The organism is Prochlorococcus sp. MIT 1314 (assembly GCF_034093315.1).
GTDB classification, from domain to species: domain Bacteria; phylum Cyanobacteriota; class Cyanobacteriia; order PCC-6307; family Cyanobiaceae; genus Prochlorococcus_A; species Prochlorococcus_A marinus_Y.
The window spans coordinates 847,021-864,535 of record NZ_CP139300.1; the positions used below are offsets into that span (position 1 = coordinate 847,021).

The 17,515-nt window shown below is 31.2% G+C and carries 32 protein-coding genes and 1 pseudogene; 18 read left to right on the forward strand and 15 right to left on the reverse strand.

Annotation, left to right across the window (positions count from 1 at the left end; all coding sequences use genetic code 11):
• Window positions 1-291 precede the first annotated feature (291 nt).
• The gene (locus SOI86_RS04930; RefSeq protein WP_320682474.1) at window positions 292-474 is read left to right on the forward strand and encodes a hypothetical protein; all 183 of its coding nucleotides are present in this window, start codon (window positions 292-294) and stop codon (window positions 472-474) included.
• Between the two features lie 1,021 nt (window positions 475-1,495).
• Window positions 1,496-1,828, forward strand: a complete 333-nt coding sequence (locus SOI86_RS04935; protein ID WP_320682475.1) for an AIR synthase — start codon at window positions 1,496-1,498, stop codon at window positions 1,826-1,828.
• Between the two features lie 387 nt (window positions 1,829-2,215).
• On the opposite strand, the pseudogene SOI86_RS04940 reads toward SOI86_RS04935, so the two are convergent.
• From SOI86_RS04940 to SOI86_RS04955, 4 genes and pseudogenes are all read right to left on the reverse strand, one after another.
• A pseudogene (locus SOI86_RS04940) lies at window positions 2,216-2,326 on the reverse strand (chlorophyll a/b-binding protein); the annotation flags it as partial.
• A 264-nt stretch (window positions 2,327-2,590) separates the two neighbouring features.
• A complete protein-coding gene (locus SOI86_RS04945) occupies window positions 2,591-2,773 on the reverse strand; it encodes a hypothetical protein (RefSeq protein WP_320682476.1) in 183 nt (60 codons plus the stop codon).
• Window positions 2,773-2,913, reverse strand: coding sequence for a high light inducible protein (locus tag SOI86_RS04950; RefSeq protein ID WP_320682477.1), 141 nt, complete (start codon window positions 2,911-2,913; stop codon window positions 2,773-2,775). The genes SOI86_RS04945 and SOI86_RS04950 overlap by 1 nt, the downstream gene beginning before the upstream one ends.
• Entirely contained in the window at window positions 2,913-3,020 is a 108-nt protein-coding gene (locus SOI86_RS04955; protein ID WP_320682478.1) for a high light inducible protein, read from the reverse strand. Before SOI86_RS04955 ends, SOI86_RS04950 begins: the two co-directional genes overlap by 1 nt.
• A 552-nt stretch (window positions 3,021-3,572) precedes the next feature.
• On the opposite strand from SOI86_RS04955, the gene SOI86_RS04960 reads away from it, so the two are divergent.
• Entirely contained in the window at window positions 3,573-3,728 is a 156-nt protein-coding gene (locus tag SOI86_RS04960) for a hypothetical protein (RefSeq protein ID WP_320682479.1), read from the forward strand.
• 390 nt (window positions 3,729-4,118) lie between these two features.
• On the opposite strand, the gene SOI86_RS04965 is transcribed toward SOI86_RS04960, so the two are convergent.
• The 3 genes from SOI86_RS04965 to SOI86_RS04975 all read right to left on the reverse strand — a co-directional run bounded on the left by SOI86_RS04965 (window position 4,119) and on the right by SOI86_RS04975 (window position 6,721).
• A complete protein-coding gene (locus tag SOI86_RS04965) occupies window positions 4,119-4,313 on the reverse strand; it encodes a hypothetical protein (RefSeq protein ID WP_320682480.1) in 195 nt (64 codons plus the stop codon).
• A 408-nt stretch (window positions 4,314-4,721) separates the two neighbouring features.
• A complete protein-coding gene (locus tag SOI86_RS04970; RefSeq protein WP_320682481.1) occupies window positions 4,722-6,023 on the reverse strand; it encodes a hypothetical protein in 1,302 nt (433 codons plus the stop codon).
• A gap of 413 nt (window positions 6,024-6,436) precedes the next feature.
• Entirely contained in the window at window positions 6,437-6,721 is a 285-nt protein-coding gene (locus SOI86_RS04975) for a hypothetical protein (RefSeq protein ID WP_320680769.1), read from the reverse strand.
• Between the two features lie 133 nt (window positions 6,722-6,854).
• Here SOI86_RS04975 and SOI86_RS04980 point away from each other — a divergent pair, with 133 nt between their 5' ends.
• The 4 genes from SOI86_RS04980 to SOI86_RS04995 all read left to right on the forward strand — a co-directional run bounded on the left by SOI86_RS04980 (window position 6,855) and on the right by SOI86_RS04995 (window position 8,793).
• Entirely contained in the window at window positions 6,855-7,115 is a 261-nt protein-coding gene (locus SOI86_RS04980) for a hypothetical protein (protein WP_079340027.1), read from the forward strand.
• Between the two features lie 341 nt (window positions 7,116-7,456).
• On the forward strand, window positions 7,457-7,747 hold the full coding sequence (locus SOI86_RS04985) for an inward rectifier potassium channel (protein WP_320680770.1): 291 nt from the start codon (window positions 7,457-7,459) through the stop codon (window positions 7,745-7,747).
• Between the two features lie 15 nt (window positions 7,748-7,762).
• Entirely contained in the window at window positions 7,763-8,059 is a 297-nt protein-coding gene (locus SOI86_RS04990; RefSeq protein ID WP_320680771.1) for a heat-labile enterotoxin alpha chain, read from the forward strand.
• Window positions 8,056-8,793: a type 1 glutamine amidotransferase gene (locus SOI86_RS04995; RefSeq protein ID WP_320680772.1), complete on the forward strand. Its 738-nt coding sequence runs from the start codon at window positions 8,056-8,058 to the stop codon at window positions 8,791-8,793. The genes SOI86_RS04990 and SOI86_RS04995 overlap by 4 nt, the downstream gene beginning before the upstream one ends.
• Window positions 8,794-8,865: 72 nt before the next feature.
• Here SOI86_RS04995 and SOI86_RS05000 read toward each other — a convergent pair whose 3' ends face one another.
• Window positions 8,866-8,973 carry a high light inducible protein gene (locus SOI86_RS05000; protein WP_025890855.1) on the reverse strand — a complete coding sequence of 36 codons (108 nt, stop codon included), beginning with the start codon at window positions 8,971-8,973 and terminating at the stop codon, window positions 8,866-8,868.
• 248 nt (window positions 8,974-9,221) lie between these two features.
• On the opposite strand from SOI86_RS05000, the gene SOI86_RS05005 reads away from it, so the two are divergent.
• The 4 genes from SOI86_RS05005 (at window position 9,222) to SOI86_RS05020 (ending at window position 10,071) form a co-directional block, all read left to right on the forward strand.
• On the forward strand, window positions 9,222-9,404 hold the full coding sequence (locus tag SOI86_RS05005; RefSeq protein WP_320680773.1) for a hypothetical protein: 183 nt from the start codon (window positions 9,222-9,224) through the stop codon (window positions 9,402-9,404).
• Window positions 9,405-9,500: 96 nt separating this feature from the next.
• Window positions 9,501-9,656, forward strand: coding sequence for a hypothetical protein (locus SOI86_RS05010; RefSeq protein ID WP_320680774.1), 156 nt, complete (start codon window positions 9,501-9,503; stop codon window positions 9,654-9,656).
• A 79-nt stretch (window positions 9,657-9,735) separates the two neighbouring features.
• Complete coding sequence (locus SOI86_RS05015) at window positions 9,736-9,921, forward strand: hypothetical protein (protein WP_025923503.1); 186 nt, start codon at window positions 9,736-9,738, stop codon at window positions 9,919-9,921.
• On the forward strand, window positions 9,922-10,071 hold the full coding sequence (locus SOI86_RS05020; RefSeq protein ID WP_320680775.1) for a hypothetical protein: 150 nt from the start codon (window positions 9,922-9,924) through the stop codon (window positions 10,069-10,071).
• A 610-nt stretch (window positions 10,072-10,681) separates the two neighbouring features.
• Here the strand turns inward: SOI86_RS05020 and SOI86_RS05025 are convergent.
• The 3 genes from SOI86_RS05025 to SOI86_RS05035 form a co-directional block, all read right to left on the reverse strand.
• Window positions 10,682-11,152, reverse strand: a complete 471-nt coding sequence (locus tag SOI86_RS05025) for a hypothetical protein (protein ID WP_320680776.1) — start codon at window positions 11,150-11,152, stop codon at window positions 10,682-10,684.
• Window positions 11,153-11,545: 393 nt separating this feature from the next.
• Window positions 11,546-11,680, reverse strand: a complete 135-nt coding sequence (locus tag SOI86_RS05030; protein ID WP_320680777.1) for a hypothetical protein — start codon at window positions 11,678-11,680, stop codon at window positions 11,546-11,548.
• Between the two features lie 308 nt (window positions 11,681-11,988).
• The gene (locus SOI86_RS05035; protein WP_079296299.1) at window positions 11,989-12,171 is read right to left on the reverse strand and encodes a hypothetical protein; all 183 of its coding nucleotides are present in this window, start codon (window positions 12,169-12,171) and stop codon (window positions 11,989-11,991) included.
• 42 nt (window positions 12,172-12,213) lie between these two features.
• Between SOI86_RS05035 and SOI86_RS05040 the strand changes: the two genes are divergently transcribed.
• The 6 genes from SOI86_RS05040 (at window position 12,214) to SOI86_RS05065 (ending at window position 14,076) form a co-directional block, all read left to right on the forward strand.
• A complete protein-coding gene (locus SOI86_RS05040; RefSeq protein WP_158516825.1) occupies window positions 12,214-12,363 on the forward strand; it encodes a hypothetical protein in 150 nt (49 codons plus the stop codon).
• A gap of 259 nt (window positions 12,364-12,622) precedes the next feature.
• Complete coding sequence (locus tag SOI86_RS05045; protein ID WP_187151428.1) at window positions 12,623-12,760, forward strand: hypothetical protein; 138 nt, start codon at window positions 12,623-12,625, stop codon at window positions 12,758-12,760.
• A gap of 30 nt (window positions 12,761-12,790) precedes the next feature.
• Window positions 12,791-12,952: a hypothetical protein gene (locus SOI86_RS05050; protein WP_320680778.1), complete on the forward strand. Its 162-nt coding sequence runs from the start codon at window positions 12,791-12,793 to the stop codon at window positions 12,950-12,952.
• Between the two features lie 318 nt (window positions 12,953-13,270).
• Window positions 13,271-13,480, forward strand: coding sequence for a hypothetical protein (locus SOI86_RS05055; RefSeq protein WP_320680779.1), 210 nt, complete (start codon window positions 13,271-13,273; stop codon window positions 13,478-13,480).
• Window positions 13,481-13,534: 54 nt separating this feature from the next.
• A complete protein-coding gene (locus SOI86_RS05060; protein ID WP_320680780.1) occupies window positions 13,535-13,930 on the forward strand; it encodes a hypothetical protein in 396 nt (131 codons plus the stop codon).
• Window positions 13,927-14,076, forward strand: coding sequence for a hypothetical protein (locus SOI86_RS05065; RefSeq protein WP_320680781.1), 150 nt, complete (start codon window positions 13,927-13,929; stop codon window positions 14,074-14,076). Before SOI86_RS05060 ends, SOI86_RS05065 begins: the two co-directional genes overlap by 4 nt.
• Window positions 14,077-14,078: 2 nt before the next feature.
• Here the strand turns inward: SOI86_RS05065 and SOI86_RS05070 are convergent, their stop codons facing one another.
• The 3 genes from SOI86_RS05070 to SOI86_RS05080 are packed head-to-tail and all read right to left on the reverse strand — an operon-like array spanning window position 14,079 to window position 16,400.
• Entirely contained in the window at window positions 14,079-14,798 is a 720-nt protein-coding gene (locus tag SOI86_RS05070; RefSeq protein WP_320680782.1) for a phosphoesterase, read from the reverse strand.
• Window positions 14,795-15,610, reverse strand: coding sequence for a metallophosphoesterase family protein (locus SOI86_RS05075; RefSeq protein WP_320680783.1), 816 nt, complete (start codon window positions 15,608-15,610; stop codon window positions 14,795-14,797). The genes SOI86_RS05070 and SOI86_RS05075 overlap by 4 nt, the downstream gene beginning before the upstream one ends.
• Before the next feature lie 7 nt (window positions 15,611-15,617).
• Window positions 15,618-16,400, reverse strand: a complete 783-nt coding sequence (locus SOI86_RS05080; protein WP_320680784.1) for a GTP-binding protein — start codon at window positions 16,398-16,400, stop codon at window positions 15,618-15,620.
• Window positions 16,401-16,675: 275 nt separating this feature from the next.
• Between SOI86_RS05080 and SOI86_RS05085 the strand changes: the two genes are divergently transcribed.
• Window positions 16,676-17,134, forward strand: a complete 459-nt coding sequence (locus SOI86_RS05085) for an EVE domain-containing protein (protein WP_320680785.1) — start codon at window positions 16,676-16,678, stop codon at window positions 17,132-17,134.
• A 6-nt stretch (window positions 17,135-17,140) separates the two neighbouring features.
• Here the strand turns inward: SOI86_RS05085 and SOI86_RS05090 are convergent, their stop codons facing one another.
• Window positions 17,141-17,392: a DUF2811 domain-containing protein gene (locus SOI86_RS05090; RefSeq protein WP_320680786.1), complete on the reverse strand. Its 252-nt coding sequence runs from the start codon at window positions 17,390-17,392 to the stop codon at window positions 17,141-17,143.
• Window positions 17,393-17,515 lie beyond the last annotated feature (123 nt).

Here is a 17,515-nt window from a genome sequence, read left to right on the forward strand (position 1 = left end):
TTAGTTACTTTTTACCCTTTAGCTATCATTACTACTTGCACCAACTGCGACTAACTAATGACTTATAAAAAAGTTTATAAAATGCCATAACAGCACCGTTGCAACAACCATACTTTAACCATACTTTAACCAAACTATAAGCCATTACTGAACCTAATTACTGGCTAATTAAAAGTACATCCGAATAGCCACAAATGTGATCTAAAGAATCTTAATTTTTATACAAACTTTATAAAAATGTATAGCGATCAAAAGTCGATCTAAAATGGAGGGATATAATCCTGTTTTTTAATGGAATTATTTTTAGCCTTAGGATTACCAATAGTTTTATTAGTTGGATTAACTCTCTTTTTTATCTCAGATGGTATTCCAATCTGGGTGCACCAATTCAATAGGAATAGTTCAACTATATGGAACTTCGGTATTGTTGGAATGGGAACTATGACAGTAATAATTTACTTAGCTAAAAGATAATATGCAGGGACGATGAACCCCTTCCGAAATTATTTAATACTTAAGAAAAAGTTTCTATATAGAGAGCCTTTAATAATATGAAAAAAAGATTAGATAGTAAATGAAAAGATTTCTAATAACATTAATAGCTACTCTCGTTTTTCCTAAGGGTTTTAATACTGAATAAAAAGGACGACAGTTGGAATTTAGTAAAAGATTAGTTCCCTTTGAAGTTTTAGATATTGAATAATGCTATGAAAAGTAAGCCTTGAATCATAAGAAAGAGGTTCTCAAAATCTCCCTTAAAAAATGTTCACAACTTGTTCACTATTTTTCACATTTATAATTTACTCATAATCAATTGTTATGAATGAGCTTAACTATTATCTAATGAAGAATAAGCTTTATGATTGCAATACCCACCTTAAAATTCAATAGTAAGGAGTATAAGGAACTTCTGTTTTTAATGAATCGTCATAGTAACTGTCAGCTGACTTTATTAAGATCCAATAAAAGAAATTTAGAAATGATTTTTACATAGGAATATCTATAGATTTTCTTGATTCAAATCAAAATTTCAGATAAAGACAACAAAGAAAATACTTTTTTAAAACAAATTTAGATTTCCTTGAGTAGTTTATGATGACGAGCTATGTATGAAATGCTACTAATAATTCTCTTGTCAATCGATTTAGCATAATTGCTTATTGATCCCTCTAATTAATGAATATATATTAGACAAACAATATAAATATTAAAATCTATGAGTACTCAAAATAGTCAGAACCATAAAAGACAAGAGCAAAATAATACTGAATGGTTAGATGAATTAATCAATAAAATTGAAAATATGAAAAACAAAATATCAAGTGCTTATTAATGAATCTCATCTTCTAATATTTTAAGCACGACTTATCATTTATTTCTTTTTAATAATATAAGAATTAAGAGAAATTCTGGAGCGATTAAAATCGGAACACTCTGGAATACTTGATATTGAATAAAAAAATATTTAATCTATATATGTAAGTGGATTTAAAAATTGAGTTCTTTAACTATTACCAAGACAGCTTCAAGTGAATTGCTAAGACAATCCATATATCGTGGTACACCGGGAAAAATATTCTTATATTTACAACCTGATATACTTGATGATGGATGGATGTTTCTGAGAGTTAATATTTGTGAAAAATCAGGAATTCCCATTGCAAGAACTGATGGCTTGACTGTCTATGCTCCTGAATCTCAGAAAAGTTTATTAGATGAACTTACTATTGATCATTATCAGGATTTAACTGGAGGAGGGTTTTTAATTAGTACTCCAAAAGGCGCGATCAAAAGTTCTTGTGGTTCGGGTTTTAAATTTAATAAATAAAAACCTATTGGTAATTTTAGTTATTTCTTGGCTACCATTTCTCACATAAACATAGAAAATAAAAAGCTTGCCTATATCCCTAAAGCAATCTCATTACGATTTATTGTGAATAAATTTTGCTGGTCATCTAAAATGAAGTTCTATTATTCCTTCATCCATTAAGCGACCAATTTCTAAAACTGGTGCCATATCTAACCTTAAAATATTCTGATTGATGATTTGCAATCCAATCCAATTCGAATAAAGTTATTAATCCAGTTGTATTAACTAGGAAAAAAGAATAACTAAATTAATTTTTAGTTTATTGCTTTTTTTCCTTTAGCTATCATTACCACTGGCACTAATAGATATGTAAAGAAGGAGATTAAGAAAATGTCTACATTCATTTTAAAAAATACCTGGGATGATCCAGCCAAAAAGACCATAGTTTACTACCAATGCGAATAAACCCATCATTGCCATTCTTCCATTGGTTCTCTCGGCATTTTGCCAATAAGTTGGTTTTGAGTTTTCCATTTTTTAATTGTTCTTTAATAAGAGTGATTAAATTTTATAGTGCGTGAGCAATACTTGGTGCTATCGCAGTGGTTATTATTGCTGTGCCAAAAGTGATATAGCAATTTAGATATGTTGTCATAAGAGTCATACTTTTCCTGCTGCAAAAACAACAGTAAGAAAGTAACCAAACGCAAAAAGGTCTTTAGCACTTGAAGGGACTGAGTTAAATAAAGATGACATGAAAATCATTTTGATATATATCCTCTAAGCCCCTTGGGGAACGTAGTTGTACGCCGGGGAGATTAATCCACCGCCATCATCATCGTCATCGTCATCATTCCATGGCAAATCACTTAACATTAATGCACTAACAATAAATACTGTTATGACTGGCATAAAAGGAAAAAGTATAGTGTTAATCCAAGTGTTAATTCCTGCCTCAAGCATTACACCATGCCAGGAATAATTTGACCTGTTGTTAGGTAAGCTCCAACAAGTGCAATAAAACCTAACATGGCAAATCTACCATTTAGCTTCTCAGCTACTACTTTTTCTTTTTCTATAGTTTTGGGTTCAGTATTTTTCATTAGAACCAACCCGGAATAATCTGTCCTGTTGTTACATATGCGCCAACAGCTGCAACGAAACCGAGCATTGCTGCCCAACCGTTAAATCTTTCTGCATCAGGAGTCATTTTTAAAAAAGTAATTTATGTAAATTAATGTAACATTAATATTAATTAATGTAAAGATATTAGCCAAAATTTCATATAAAACTAATTTTTTTATACAAGTCAGTTACACATATGTAGCTCCTAATTGAATGCCGCTGGAATTATTAACGAACCGCTGTGGATTATAAAATAGTAATAGCATGGACATTAATGAATTTGATTGAACGAAATTTACTGTGAGTTGTATTGTTTGATATTGATTTAAATTAGACCTCTAAACTAATTTGTATTTAATTAAATGGTATTAGTAAATGGAAGTTTTGCTTTTTGCACTTTTTTATTAGTTCACTTATTTTCTTTGTTGAAAGGAAAAATGATTTTGGAAGAACCGAAAATAAATTAATCATTCATGCAAAGGAGAAAGAAAAGGTTAAAGAAGAAGAAAAAATATCCAACCCACAGTAGGAGACAAAAAAAGAATAATTACAAGCAATAAAATTAATCTTTGGTAAATTTTAATGCTTAATATTTTATTTATACAGCTAATATAATTTCAGTAAATTTAATGATTAAATGAATTCCGCATTTTCAAAAGTCTCAAATTTAAAAATTAATAGGGTTTCTAAAATAACCATCACTCTCGTATCATCAACTTTCTTCCTATACGCATTAGGTCAAGCACCAATTCTAAAAAATATTCTTGCAGGTGCTTTCTCTTGTTCTGGCTAAAATAAATTCGCATTTTAGGCACAGTAAAGATCTACTATAAAGAATGATTGACAGTCGATCTAAACTTAGAGGGATAAAACCCTCTTTTTAATGGAGCTTTTCAAAAAATATTTCCGCCTAACCATATTGCTTTAGATATGATTTTACTAAGAATTGAAATATTTTATTGCTGTATATTTACTTTTTGATTTATAAGATCTCTCCACAAACAAGCCATTACGTAAATTAATATCATGCTCACAAATATTAGAAAAAATAATGAAGTAGTCATTTTGTTATTAATCAAATAAATCCTGGTGAACCTGGTGTAAAACCGATAGTTAAACAGAAGAAAAATTCAAGTAAATCTCTTGAAGCCGAGTGAATGATAAAACTAAGTTTAGTCAATTTTTATGACCTTACGGTTTTGTTTAATTCAAACTTTTCAGCTTTTTCAGCTTCACACTCAATATCATCTTCAGCGCATTTGATTTCGGCTGTTTTGTTCATATGACTACTGCAACCGCCTGACATAACTGGTAAACCACTCGTAGCTGTGAAACCAGTCAAACATGCAAAGGCAATATAAGGAATAAGTCTTTTCATTTGATTATTACTTTATGTAAACATATTATGTTACATAAAAAGCTCAACTGTGAGTAACTAATTATTTTATAATTTTCACATAAATTTGTCGATTCATACATAACATGTTGCACGTTGGCATCTACCTCATACCACCCATCACTTTCCTAAATAGGAACTTTGATGGATAATAAATTTATACCCAAAAAAGTTTGGATAACACATCCTCCGAGCCTTAAAAATCGCCGAGATCCCTTGATTTGACTGAAGAAAATTTTTGGCTAATGAACTATGTACCAGTAGTCATAGCAATCGATTTCAAAATTCGTTAAAAAAATGTTCACGATATGTTCACGATTTTTAATGTTCAAAAAGCATTAAAAAAGCAGCTCTAAAGCTGCTTTTTTTCTTTTTTAATAAACTAATGAATTAGAACCTAAAAATAGTTTCAAAAGCATAAACTGTTTCATCATACAAAAGCCAATCATCGCCAGTTCCACCGTTTTTGATAGATGTTCCATTACCGTCTTCATAATCTGCTTCAACTAAATAGATTCCTGCTTTTACACTTACTGCATCATTAACATCATGAGTGTAATAAAATTCAAAAGCATCTCCTAATTGATCTATAGTTCCATTGGTATTTAGGAAACTCATATATTTCCAAGCACCACTTATTCTATTATTTTCGTTAAATTCATAATCCATGGAAAGTGTGGAATAAGTGAACTCAGGAGAGTCTAATCCTATATCCGCATCAATAACTTCTAGTCCAATATTTGTAGTAAGTTTATCTTTAAGTGTCCAATATCCTCCAACTTGCCAAGCAGTTACTTGAAGTTTAGATACTCCATAATAATCAAGATAATATTGTGCAGTTTTATCATGATGCCCCCAAACCGTATCATATTTTGTAAGTATAATTCCGCCTCCAAAATTTTCCGCATCGTAACCTGTCATTAACGTTGCCATCTCAGTACTTTCCTCAGTCAAAACACCAGTTGAATTACCTGTTACTGATAATAAATTTGCTCCTATATTAAATCCATTATCATAAAATTTAGCGGCAGCAATACCTGTTCCTTTTAGTCCTGGTAAGGTCCAAACATTATTTCCAGCTCCATTACCTGATAGATAAAAAGCATCAGAATATTTACTTGTTGTTGTTGCTACTAGATCATCTTGTGCGAGTAATGGACCAACAGCAACATCCCACCCAATGAATGGGAAAGAGTAATAAATCGAAGACACTGATAATTGATCGGCATTTGCAACAACATTAGTACTATCTAGTAATACTGTCCCCGATCCATCATTATTACCAGCTTCAATCCCAACAAATAAATTATCTTCTCCGTTAAAGCTTGTATTTAAATCAACGTTATATGAATAGTGAGCATTTATTGCTTCTGAAGTATCAGTGTAATTTACGAGATCATGATTTCTAATACCTCCAATTACAAATGAAGCAGATCCACTCATAGTTGTTGTTTCAGAGAAAGAACCGGCTTCAATTAGATTAATTGGTGCTTTTGTATTTTTATTAGAATTATTTGTTTTTGCAAATTCTTGATTAGTAAAAGTTTGGCTATTAAATCTATTTTTAGAAGATGACTTCTTTCGGGCATAATTGTTCATCTCATTTAGATTTATTTCAGATGCTGCAGTAGTCATTGGTGCTAAAAGACCTAATACAGCTTGAGTAACTAGTAAGCTCTTAAAAAGTTTCATAAATTTCCTCACACGAAATTTTGATAATCTAAACTATCACAATTAAATCAAGATTCATATTTTAAAGTTGAATTACACATATTTAAACTTATATGCCTATTAGATTCATAAGCTATCACTTTCCTAAATAGAAACTTTCTTCGACTAATATTGTTCGATAAACTAAATAAAATGCTTTGGATTTGACTGACTTACGAAAAAGTTAACAAAATACCATACCAGCGGCACTATTTCCCGCAAATTATAGACTATGACTGAACCTAACTACTGGCTAATGAAAAGTGAGCGCGACTAGTTATAGCTGGGATCTCAAGGAATCGTAATTTTTTACTCAAACTTTACTCAAACTTTTTTGATTAAAAATCTATCTAAACTAGAGAAATAAAAACATCTTTTTTAACTTTTTCTTACCGTTATTCTGATTCCTCTTTAACTGCACTTTCGTTTACCTCTTCCGCTTTAACTGCACTTTCGTTTACCTCTTCCGCTTTAACTGCACTTTCGTTTACCTCTTCCGCTTTAACTTCCTCTTTTTTAACTTCAACTACTTTTACCTTTAGCTCTTCCGCTTCAACTTCAACTTCAACTACTTTTGCTGCTATAGATTCAAACTTACCTTTAACAAAATTTACTATGAATATTAATATTGGAACATGGGCTAGACCACCCATTATCACTTTAGTTTCTGAATAATACATTTATAAGTTAAGGAGAACTGAAATATTTAAGCATAAATTTAATTTGATAATTACTTATATTAAGTTGATATTATGGAGAAATAATTAATTGACAGTCGACCTAAGCTAGGGGAGCAATAAGCTCTTTTTTTTTATGAATACCTTAATAGTTTCTACTTTTGATTGTTCTTTTGAAGATTTCGATAAATTTGTAGCCGATTTCCATGAAAAGGAGGGACATCGATATGTTGAAGAATATGAACTCATCAAGGTAAATGAACATAAAAGTCACTTGATACTTAAAGTCAAAGATTTAGAAGGATTTGCTGCTGCTACAAGTACTCCAGAGATGAAAGATTGGGATAAAAAAAATGGTTATAAAGATATCTGCTATTCACTAACACCAGTTGAATAATATGAAACGCTTACTAGTCCCATCACTTTCCTAAATAGATAATTTGATGGATAATAAATTTATATAAAAAAGTTTAGATAACACGTCCTCCAAGCCTTAAAAATCGCCGAGATCCCTTGATATGAAAGAAGAAAAGTTTTGGGTAATGAAAAAAGAACGAGATGCATTTTGCTTGTCATAGCAAGGGTTTTATTTTTTCCCAAAAATCCTATTCGAACCTCATTCGAACTTTTTATTGATTGATAGTCGATGTAAACTAAGGGGCAATTAGCTCCTTTTTTTTTATCTTGCTATATAAATACTAAGAGATGATTTAACTTTTCCTGCTTTAATAAAATATTGTGGAATTAACTGAGCTAATCAAAGATTACGTAGCCACAGAATTATTATCAAGTATTGAACTTGATTTTCTTGAAGGAGAGTTATGGGAAACTACTCAACATATTGCTGAAATAAATACATTTTTTAAAGCCCCAAAAAAAATATGCGAGCAATTAGACCTAGATGAAAAATCTTGTTGGCAATTATGTTGTGCAGCTGTACTTGACTCCTCAAGACCTTTAAAGAACGGACAAAAAAGAGTTGAAGATTTTAAAAAATTAATTAAACAATATGAAATTAACTTCATATAAAAAATAGAAGAATCGATGAAACATTTGCTTATTGCATCAATCCTTTTTTTTATACCTTTAGGAGCTTTTGCTGATGAAAGGCAAAGACAAATTGAGTACGAAGCTATAAATCTTGTTATTAAAAAATATGGAAAAGGCTTAGAAAACAGATTAAAAGGAACTGAATTAAATCCCAATTATCGAAGTTGGTTTGAGAATGATTGTTTTGTAAGTGTTGCCGCTGGTACATACCAAGAAAGTAATTGGTCCTCAATGGAGTGGTTTAGCGTTAATGTCTGTTCTGATTCTGCTGAAATAATGGAAAGTGAATGAAGGGAATAAAACGACTATTAGTTTTGCAGCATTTAGAAATAGAAGGACCTGGTCTTTTTAAACAATTTGCTGAAGAAAGAAATTTAAAAATTGAAATTATTCGTTTGGATAAAAAAGATAATCTTCCTAAAACAAAAGAAGGTGATCTAATTTTAATTATGGGTGGACCGATGGGAGTCAAAGATATTGGGAGCGACAAATACTCATGGCTTAAGTTGGAGAGAGATTTTATAAGAAGAGAATTAGAGAATAAGAGACCTATAATCGGTGTTTGCTTAGGTGCTCAGTTGCTTGCGAGTGCCGCTGGAGGAGATGTTGAAATTTTAAAATATGGATACCCTCCAAAAGAATTACCAGAAATTGGATGGTCTCAAATTTTTATTGATAAATCAAATAGTGACTTTAAATCACTGTTTGAAGATCCTTTTCATGTACTGCATTGGCATGGAGATAGGATTTTATTACCTAATAAAGCAATACTTATTGCTAGCAGTGCACGTTGTAAGGAACAGTTTTTTAGGATTGGTAATTTTGCTTACGGATTGCAATTTCATATAGAGACAACGGGGGTAATGATAAATAAGTGGATTAAAGAAGACAAAGAATTTGTCTTTAAAGGATTGGGATCAAATGGTCAGGAAATTTTAAGAGAAGAAAATAAAAAATATAGTGATAAGTCTTTTTTAAAAAGAAAGCTTCTCATAAACAAATTGTTTGAATTATTAGAAAATTAAAAAAAGAAGATTTCTAATCAAATAAAAAGGGCTTAATAAAGCCCCTCAAAAAATTAAAAAAATAATTTTTTTTTAGAAGATACCTGGAACAATTTGACCAGTAAAATAGTAAGCCCCTATAAGAGCAAACATTCCAAGCATTGCAGCTTTACCGTTAAGCTTTTCAGCTTTTTCGGTCATGAATTTTTTTGCGAATTCCATAAGTAATTAATTTGGATTTAATATTTACAAACTAATTATTCCTAATAGGTAATTGATGTAGTGTTTCCTACCTAAATCACCTTTTTTCTAAGAATTTTATTTTTAATTTATTTTTCATTATTAATTCACGAAATTTAAGAAAGAAACTATTTCTAAAGATCTTTAGTTTGAATGAGAAGTAGTTCAAGAAAGAACTTAAATTTTGTATTTAAGGTAACCACTTTTTTGTGAGCACTAATCAGAATAAGGTTCCAACTATTTTTTTTATGCAAAAAGATTTAGATGAAAATTCTTATCAAAAAAGAATTAAAAATATAGAGAAAGGAAAATCTTATTTAAGAAATAATGGATTTTTCAAATCAAAATCTAACCTATTCGAAGACATACATAAATTTATTTATAAAAAGTAATTTAAAAAAGTTTTTTATTTATCTAAGTATTTTTACTTATATGTTGAGTTGAAGACTTTAAATAATTAATGTTTGTTTTAGGTTTATATATAAGTAATGGATAAAGAACATTTAATTGATTTAATATCTAATAGCATTATTTCTGAGATTAAAGATCTCGAAATTAATGAGAAAAAATTTATTGCAAATAATTATTTAAATAATCTGAATTTAAATCAGCTTAGAATAATTTCTAAAGAATTTATTTTGTAATTTTAATTGAATATTGATTTAAATAAATGAGATTATCTTTACGATCATTTGAATTTTACTAAGTTAATACCTTTTTTATATGAATGATTCAGAAGAATTTAAACCTAGCCTTAAACAAATAAATGAGGATATCAGACCTACATGGGAAGATATCAAAAAACAATCAGAAGTATTAGTTAACAAACTTGGTTGTCCTAGATCATTTGTAGGAGGGATGCTTCATGCAATAGCAAGCGACTTCTCTGATATGAAAACTTGGGAATAAATGAAAAACTTATTACTTGCACCACTTTTCAAACTATTCAACAAAAACACTTTCCTCTCATCACTAAATCAAAACTCGTGCCCTGTTTTAGATGCTGAAGACATAAAAAAGCAAGAACAGAAAGAAGCTATTGAAAGGTTGTACCCATAAACTTTTAACAGAAATTTATCAGATCATATATACGATGTAGCACGGTCACATTGACCCCGTACCACCCATCACTTTCCTAAATAGTAACTTTGATGGATAATGAATTTATACCCAAAAAAGTTTGGATAACACGTCCTCCAAGCTTTAAAATTCGCTGAGATCCCTTGATATGACTGACATTAACTACTGGCTAATGAAAAGTGAGCCAGTCTAGCTATTACTAGGATTTCAAGAATTCTAAATTTTCTATTCACACTTTTACAGACTAAAAAAAAAAACCGATATTGCGTTCGGTTCGAAGTAATAAAACCCGGAACTATTAATCTCTTTTGATGAATAGCCTTTAAATAACAAAGACACAAAGCACAAAAACTACATTAATTAGCAAGCTAAGTGTCTTGGAAGTAATCTTCATTAATAAAAAAGGTTTTTGTACTCGTGTGCAGGAGTGCGGGGTTAACCTTGAAACCGCTAGGCTCAAGTCCTTACAAAAAGGACAAGTCCTTAGACCACTTATACCGATAAAATATATTCATGACAAGTTTAGGTAACTTGATTCACTAGCCAAAAACTAATGAAAAGGAAGGTAAATTATTTAATAAATTTCTGCTTATAATTCTGGCTTCTCCTCCTCAACTGGCTTCTCCTCCTCAACCGGCTTCTCTTCTTCAACTGGCTTCTCCTCCTCAACTGGCTTCTCCTCCTCAACTGGCTTCTCCTCCTCAACTGGCTTCTCCTCCTCAACTGGCTTCTCCTCCTCAACTGGCTTCTCCTCCTCAACCGGCTTCTCTTCTTCAACTGGCTTCTCCTCCTCAACCGGCTTCTCTTCTTCAACTGGCTTCTCCTCCTCAACCGGCTTCTCTTCTTCAACTGGCTTCTCCTCCTCAACCGGCTTCTCTTCTTCAACTGGCTTCTCCTCCTCAACCGGCTTCTCTTCTTCAACTGGCTTCTCCTCCTCAACCGGCTTCTCTTCTTCAACTGGCTTCTCCTCTCCTTCAGAAAACCTTCTTTTTAAAAATTCAGAAATTTTTTGGAAAAGATGCTTTAGAAATTCAAAAATTTTATACAGGAAGTTTTTCATAAATAAAATTCCCTATTAGTAAGGAATAAGTGCCATAAACTTTTGAGATAAAAAATTATTGCATGTTTTTTCGATCAATCAAGAAATTTTTATACAAAATTGTGTATTAGCAAAGATTAAAAAAAAGTTCTAATTATCTCCTTTAACACCCATCACTTTCCTAAATAGGTACTTTGATGGATAATGAATTTATAACCAAAAAAGTTTGGATAACACGTCCTCCAAACCTTAAAAATCACCGAGATCCCTTGATATGACTGGAGAAAAGTTTTGGCTAATGAAGAGTGAGCGCGACTAGCTATAACTGAGATCTCAAGGAATCGTAATTTTTTACTCAAACTTTACTCAAACTTTTATTGATTGACAGTCGATTGCTAAAAGGCAAAAGGTACTTTATTTAAAATCTTCTTTTGTTTGATTATCATTTTCTCTTACCCAATATTCCTCATATTTTAAATTTATTTTTTGATAATCTAATGCGTTCATATTCTTGTCGAGTATGGCAAAAGGAGAATTAGTAAATTTCATAGCATAGTACCTCTAAAAAATGGTTTATTAAATATCTAATAGATATGAGATTTATTTATCTCAAGTAACTAGAACCTCTATAATTAAGCTTTATTCTTTTCTCTTCTTGGCTTTTGCAATATACGAAAGATTTGCCGTTAAAATACATGTTTACCATGATGCAGCTCCTAGGCTTGCTCAAGTCCCCGTCCTATGGCTTGAGTCGTACTGCGGTCTATCAAATGGTAGATCGGACGATTTGGTAGCATTTACTACACTTTATTTATAGAGTATTTATACTCAGTTGTCAACCCTTAAGATTAAAATTCTCAGTCGCAATAGACTAAACAATGCTGATTAGTTGGATGTTCTCTACATTCCCTCTTCCAATAGTCTTCAAATAAATGGTTATCTCTATCAAGATTTCTTGTTATTTCTTCCATTCTGTTTCCAGCATAATTAAATGCTTTTAGGTATCTTGGAAGGATTGTGAATTGATTGAATAGTTTCATTTAGACCTCCTAGATCTATACTTATATTGTCCTCCTATAGCCTTGAAATTTATAGGTCGGTTTGAGGAACTATTAGGTACGGGCAGAGGTATATATTTTGAATCAAAAAATACTAAAGCAGTCCTAAAATTAATACATGGTTGTCATGAGGCAGTTGCAGGGATACAACTGAAGCCAACCATAAATTATTAGAGATCAATTCAAGATTTAAAACACACTCATTATTTAAAAAGAAATCTTCTCCACTTTAGATAAAACTAAAATAAATCAGGATTTGAAAACAATGTAATCATAGATACCAACAGGTATTTAGCTAATTGATTATATATTTAACACACGAGTTAACCCGTTCCAATTTGTTGACTCTGAGGTTTTACCGTTGATTCCTTATCTTCTGAAAGTTGTTCCTTGCAGCTTTAGATTAAAAAACGGTCTTTATTTAATCTAAACCATGCAAAAGAAAATCGTAAAAAAATATGCTGAATTAATGCATCAGGCGCAACAAGCTACTGGAAGAAAAGAAGCAGTTGGACTAATACATAAAGCAGCAAAGTTAAAAACTAAATTTGATAATTACGAGATGATGTGATCATCTACAAAGCAATTTTCCCAAATAAGAATGTCATTATTTAATAAATTCTCGATTAAAGATATCATTCCCTCAAGCAAAGAGGCATATCAAAAAGAACTCAAGAACAACGGTGTGGGTTCACAAATAGGTAAGTCATTATTTAATAAATTCTCGATTAAAGATTTTTCCTTCAATATTTCCAACAGATAAGCGTAATTTATAAAGGGGTACCGTCATGATATATAGAGGAAAGGGGTACACTTTCCTAAATAGAAACTTTGATGGATAATAAATTCATATTCAAAGAAGTTACCCAAACTTTACTCAAACCCTATATATTCGCCGAGATCCTATGGTACAACAGGAACCTAGCTACTGGCTAATGAAAAGTGAGCCTTGAGTTATTGCAAGGGTTTTAGAGAACTGATAATTTGATTGACTAGCAAAATAAATTCGAGAACTACGAGATGATTTAGTTTGATATTGTTTGACGAACAATCTAATATGGGTTGAATTATTAATAGAGATATGAAAATTTTAGTTTTACTTAGTTTAATTTCTAGTACTTTTTTCCCTGTATTTGCAGAAGGTCATAAGAAGTATAAAGATGAAGACTTTGATAAAATTAAACTTATGAAAATTGAATATTTAAATAAAAAAATTGATTGCGTAAAAGCTTCTAGTAATTTTAAGGAAATGAAGAAATGCTGGAAAAAAAGAAAAAAGAAGAAGTTGTAGTCTTTTACTGATTGACAGTCGATCTAAAATAAGTAGCAATTAGCTCCTTTATTTATGAAGTTAAAAAATATTTTAAAAACTACTGGGGCACTTCATATTTTATTGGGATTATTAATTATTTTCCTACTGATTTTTTCTGTGGAAACTATTGTAGGCAAAGCTTCAACTGAAACATTGCTTCTTGTTAGAGGTACTGCAGATGTTGTAGCAGCTAGTAATTTAGGAATTGGTTGTTTATTGATTATTTGTAGTTCCATAAGAGATAAAGCCTCTTTAAGAAAAGTTGTATCAGGTGAATTAGCTTTGATGTTTTGTTTCTTAGCAGTAGCTCTATTCAATACTTTTAACGCTGGGACAATTGTTGATGGAGGACCTCCTCCGCCTTTTTGGATTGTTTTAATAGTGAATCCTCTTTTATGTATTTATGGATTAGTTAACAATAAAAATTGAAACTCCAACTCCTCCCACCACTTTTCAAACTATTCAATACAAGCACTTTCCTCTCATCAATAAATCACAACTCTTGCCCTGTTTTAGATTCTGAGGAAATAAAAAAGCAAGAACAAGAAGATGCTATTGGGAAGTTATATCCATAATTTTATATCTTTCCAAATCCCTTAATTCTTTTTTCTGATTTATATCCTGCTTGTACGAATTGAGTATTATCAGTCCCTACATCATAAAGAGTATAATTTTTTCCTGCCCCAATACCAATAACAGCTTTTTGTGGAACTTTCTGCTCTTTCTTACGATTTCCATTTAAATCTTTTACTTCAGAATTAACAGTTCCCTCTGTCAATTCCAAATGAAACTGTTGTTTGCTTCTTGCAGTAAATAATCTGTTTACCTGAAGACGTGTAAGTCGATCAAGGAGTGTCAGTGGGGGGGTATCTAGTGTTAAATTTTCGCCAATATCTTTTGAGCTTCCGTGAATTAAACCACAATCAAGTTCAACAAATCCAAATTGAAGTGCTGCTATCCAATCAAGAAATGATTTGTCTACAGCATTCGCAAGAGACTTAACTACTTCTTCACCCTTATTTATTCTCAAAGCTTCAGCTCTTTGATCCCCACGGTAACCACTTTCCAATAGGATTTGTTCTTCCCACCAACCATATATACACCATGGTTGTAAATCATTACTTTTTGGATTAATTAACCTATGGAGAAGCCTATTACAGTTTTTTTCAGGACCTATCATATCCCCCAAAACAAAAAGAGTTATATTACCTGGAGTTTTTTTTAAGTCTTTTTGAATAAGTTCATAAGTATCTAGATCCCCTTTAAGACCACTTACGAGTGCCCAGCGTTCTATCATCTTTCACAAACATGAGATGCATCTTCAGCTTGTTCTGCAAATTCGAATCCATTTTTTAAACGCCATGCAAAAATCGGAGGAAGACCGGCATCTATTATTGCTTTACACGTAAGTTCAAGATCATATTCCACTTCCCTAATTTTTACTTCATTTGTGACTTCGTTATGGACAACATAAGTAGCTTTAGTTCCTCCATGCCTTGGCTCTCCTACTGAACCTGCATTTACTATTCTTCGCATCGGCAATTGAATTTCTTTTTCTTGAATATCTTTGGGGACAGCGTTTTTGATTTTTACAGCAATTGAACCATCTGCTAATTCGCGAATATAAGGTTGATGAGTATGACCACAAAATAGAATCTCTGCTCTGGCATTTTCAACTCTCTCAAGAGCTGCAAATGCATCCATATCGGGTAGAAGATATTCATGTTGACTATTAGGACTACCATGAACAAAAAGACATTTATCTTTACGTATTGAGTAGGGTAGATTAGCTAGATAATCCTTATTTTCTTTAGTTAATTTATCCGTAGTCCATTGATGAGCAAAATGACCTCTCTTTTCAGCAAGCTGAGAAGGATAACTACAATCGCAAGCATCTAATCCATCAACAACGTCTTCGTCCCAACATCCCAGACAAGTAGGAATTTTTTTATCTCTTATTAACTCAATAACCTCATTAGGTTGAGGACCATAACCCACTAGATCTCCAAGACAGGTAATATTTGTAATTCCTTGGAGTTCAATATCTTTTAAGACAGCCTCTACTGCAGGTAAATTTGCATGTAAGCATGAGATGACAGCTTGATTCATTTTTAAATTAACGGCGAGCAGTTTGTAGTTGTGAATTTCTAAGTGAAGTTTGATGATGATCTAGTACAGCTTCATTAAGAAGACAATTATGAATCGTTGATTTTATTGACTCGAAGTTTAAATTTTTCCCTTGTATAACAATTTCAGAACATCTTTCTGGTCTTCCATTAAGAGGGGCAACTTGGTTTAATGTTTGATATTGAGATCCTTGCTGACTAACTATCCAGTTAAACAAGATGTAACGCCCATCCGGCAAGTTCATTAATGCTTTTGCTCTATATACATCCCCATAAGCACCATTAACTAATTCAAACCAAAAAGTATTCAAGCTTGCAGGATCCCAAATATGCTTTTTAAGATCAAGGCTTATTGATTCAATTGCTCTAAAATCTAAAGTATCTTTAATTGATAATTCTGGATCTCTACCAAAATGAAGATATCTATTTGGCTGGAGATTATATTTTTCAAGTTCATTAATAATTCTCAGATCAACCCCATTAATACCTTGAGATTTAGGTATAAAAAATTGTGGAAATTCAATAATAATTAAAATGTTTTCTTTATCTTTCTCTGATATTGAGTTTGAAATAGATAAGTCTAATAAGTTAGGAATTTGATCTTTCAAAAAAGCAAAATCAATTTTTGAATTTATAGCTTGCTCTAAATTAATTTCGGAATACCCTCCAAGACGTAAGTAACCACAATTACCAGAATAATTCTTAAAAGTATTTAGTATCCAATTTGTCTTACCGCATCCCGGCGACCCTGATATTAACCAAACTTGACTCATGAAAAATACTAACTTATGTATAAAATTTACACCAATATGAAAATGAAAATCATTTCTGTTTTCGATTTTAAATATTTATTTTGTGATTTAAGTGATAAAAACAATATTATTTAGAGAATTAATTACCCCATACCACCCATCACTTTCCCAAATAGTAAATTTGATGGATAATAAATTTATAGTTATTTATTGCGCAGATCAATCTATAAATTGTCACTTTAACTAGCAAGTGACTAGCAGATAACTTACTTACTTTTTCCTCCAAATCCATTGATATGACTAAAGAAAATTTCTGGCTAATGAAAAGTGAGCCTGATGCATACAGCATAAATACTTTAAAAGATGATGGGGTAACTTTGTGGGATGGTATTAGAAATTATCAAGCGCGAAATTACATGAGAAATATGAACAAAGGAGATAAAGTATTTTTTTATCATTCAAACTGCAAACCTCCAGGCATTGTTGGACTTATGGAGGTAATAGACCTAAATATTGTTGACCCTACACAATTTGATAAAGATTCAAAGTATTTTGATCCAAAATCGAAACCTGAAAATCCGAGATGGGATTGTGTAAAAGTAAAGTTCATATCTAAATCAAATAAGATTATAAGTTTACCTGAATTAAAAATTTTATTTAGTGAGGATGATTTACTAGTTGTAAAAAAAGGAAATAGGTTATCTATATTACCTGTCCGAAATGATATAGCAAAAATACTGCTAAAAAAAATATAAAAATTTTTAGTCCGTAAAATTCATTGAAAACATATTTCCAATATAGAGTCTAGTTAAATCCCTATTTTGAAATCCTTTTTGCATCAAAAACCCTGCAATAGCAGCTTGAATTATCCTATATTGATCCCAGTTAGGATGTTGCTCAACAAATTCTTTCATAGCCTTTTGCAGATTTTCTTGAAGTTCACATTTAAAACTAATTACTTCATCTTTCTGATTTAAAACTTTTGGATTTACATCGTAATTTAACTTTTGCATATTCAAAAAAATTTTTTGGAATTTAAATCTACAAGTTTTAGTTTTCTTCAAAATTACTAAATCGTCAACAAGTATTATTAAGGGATAGTCTCAGATAATAGAATAATGAGAATTCAGTTATAA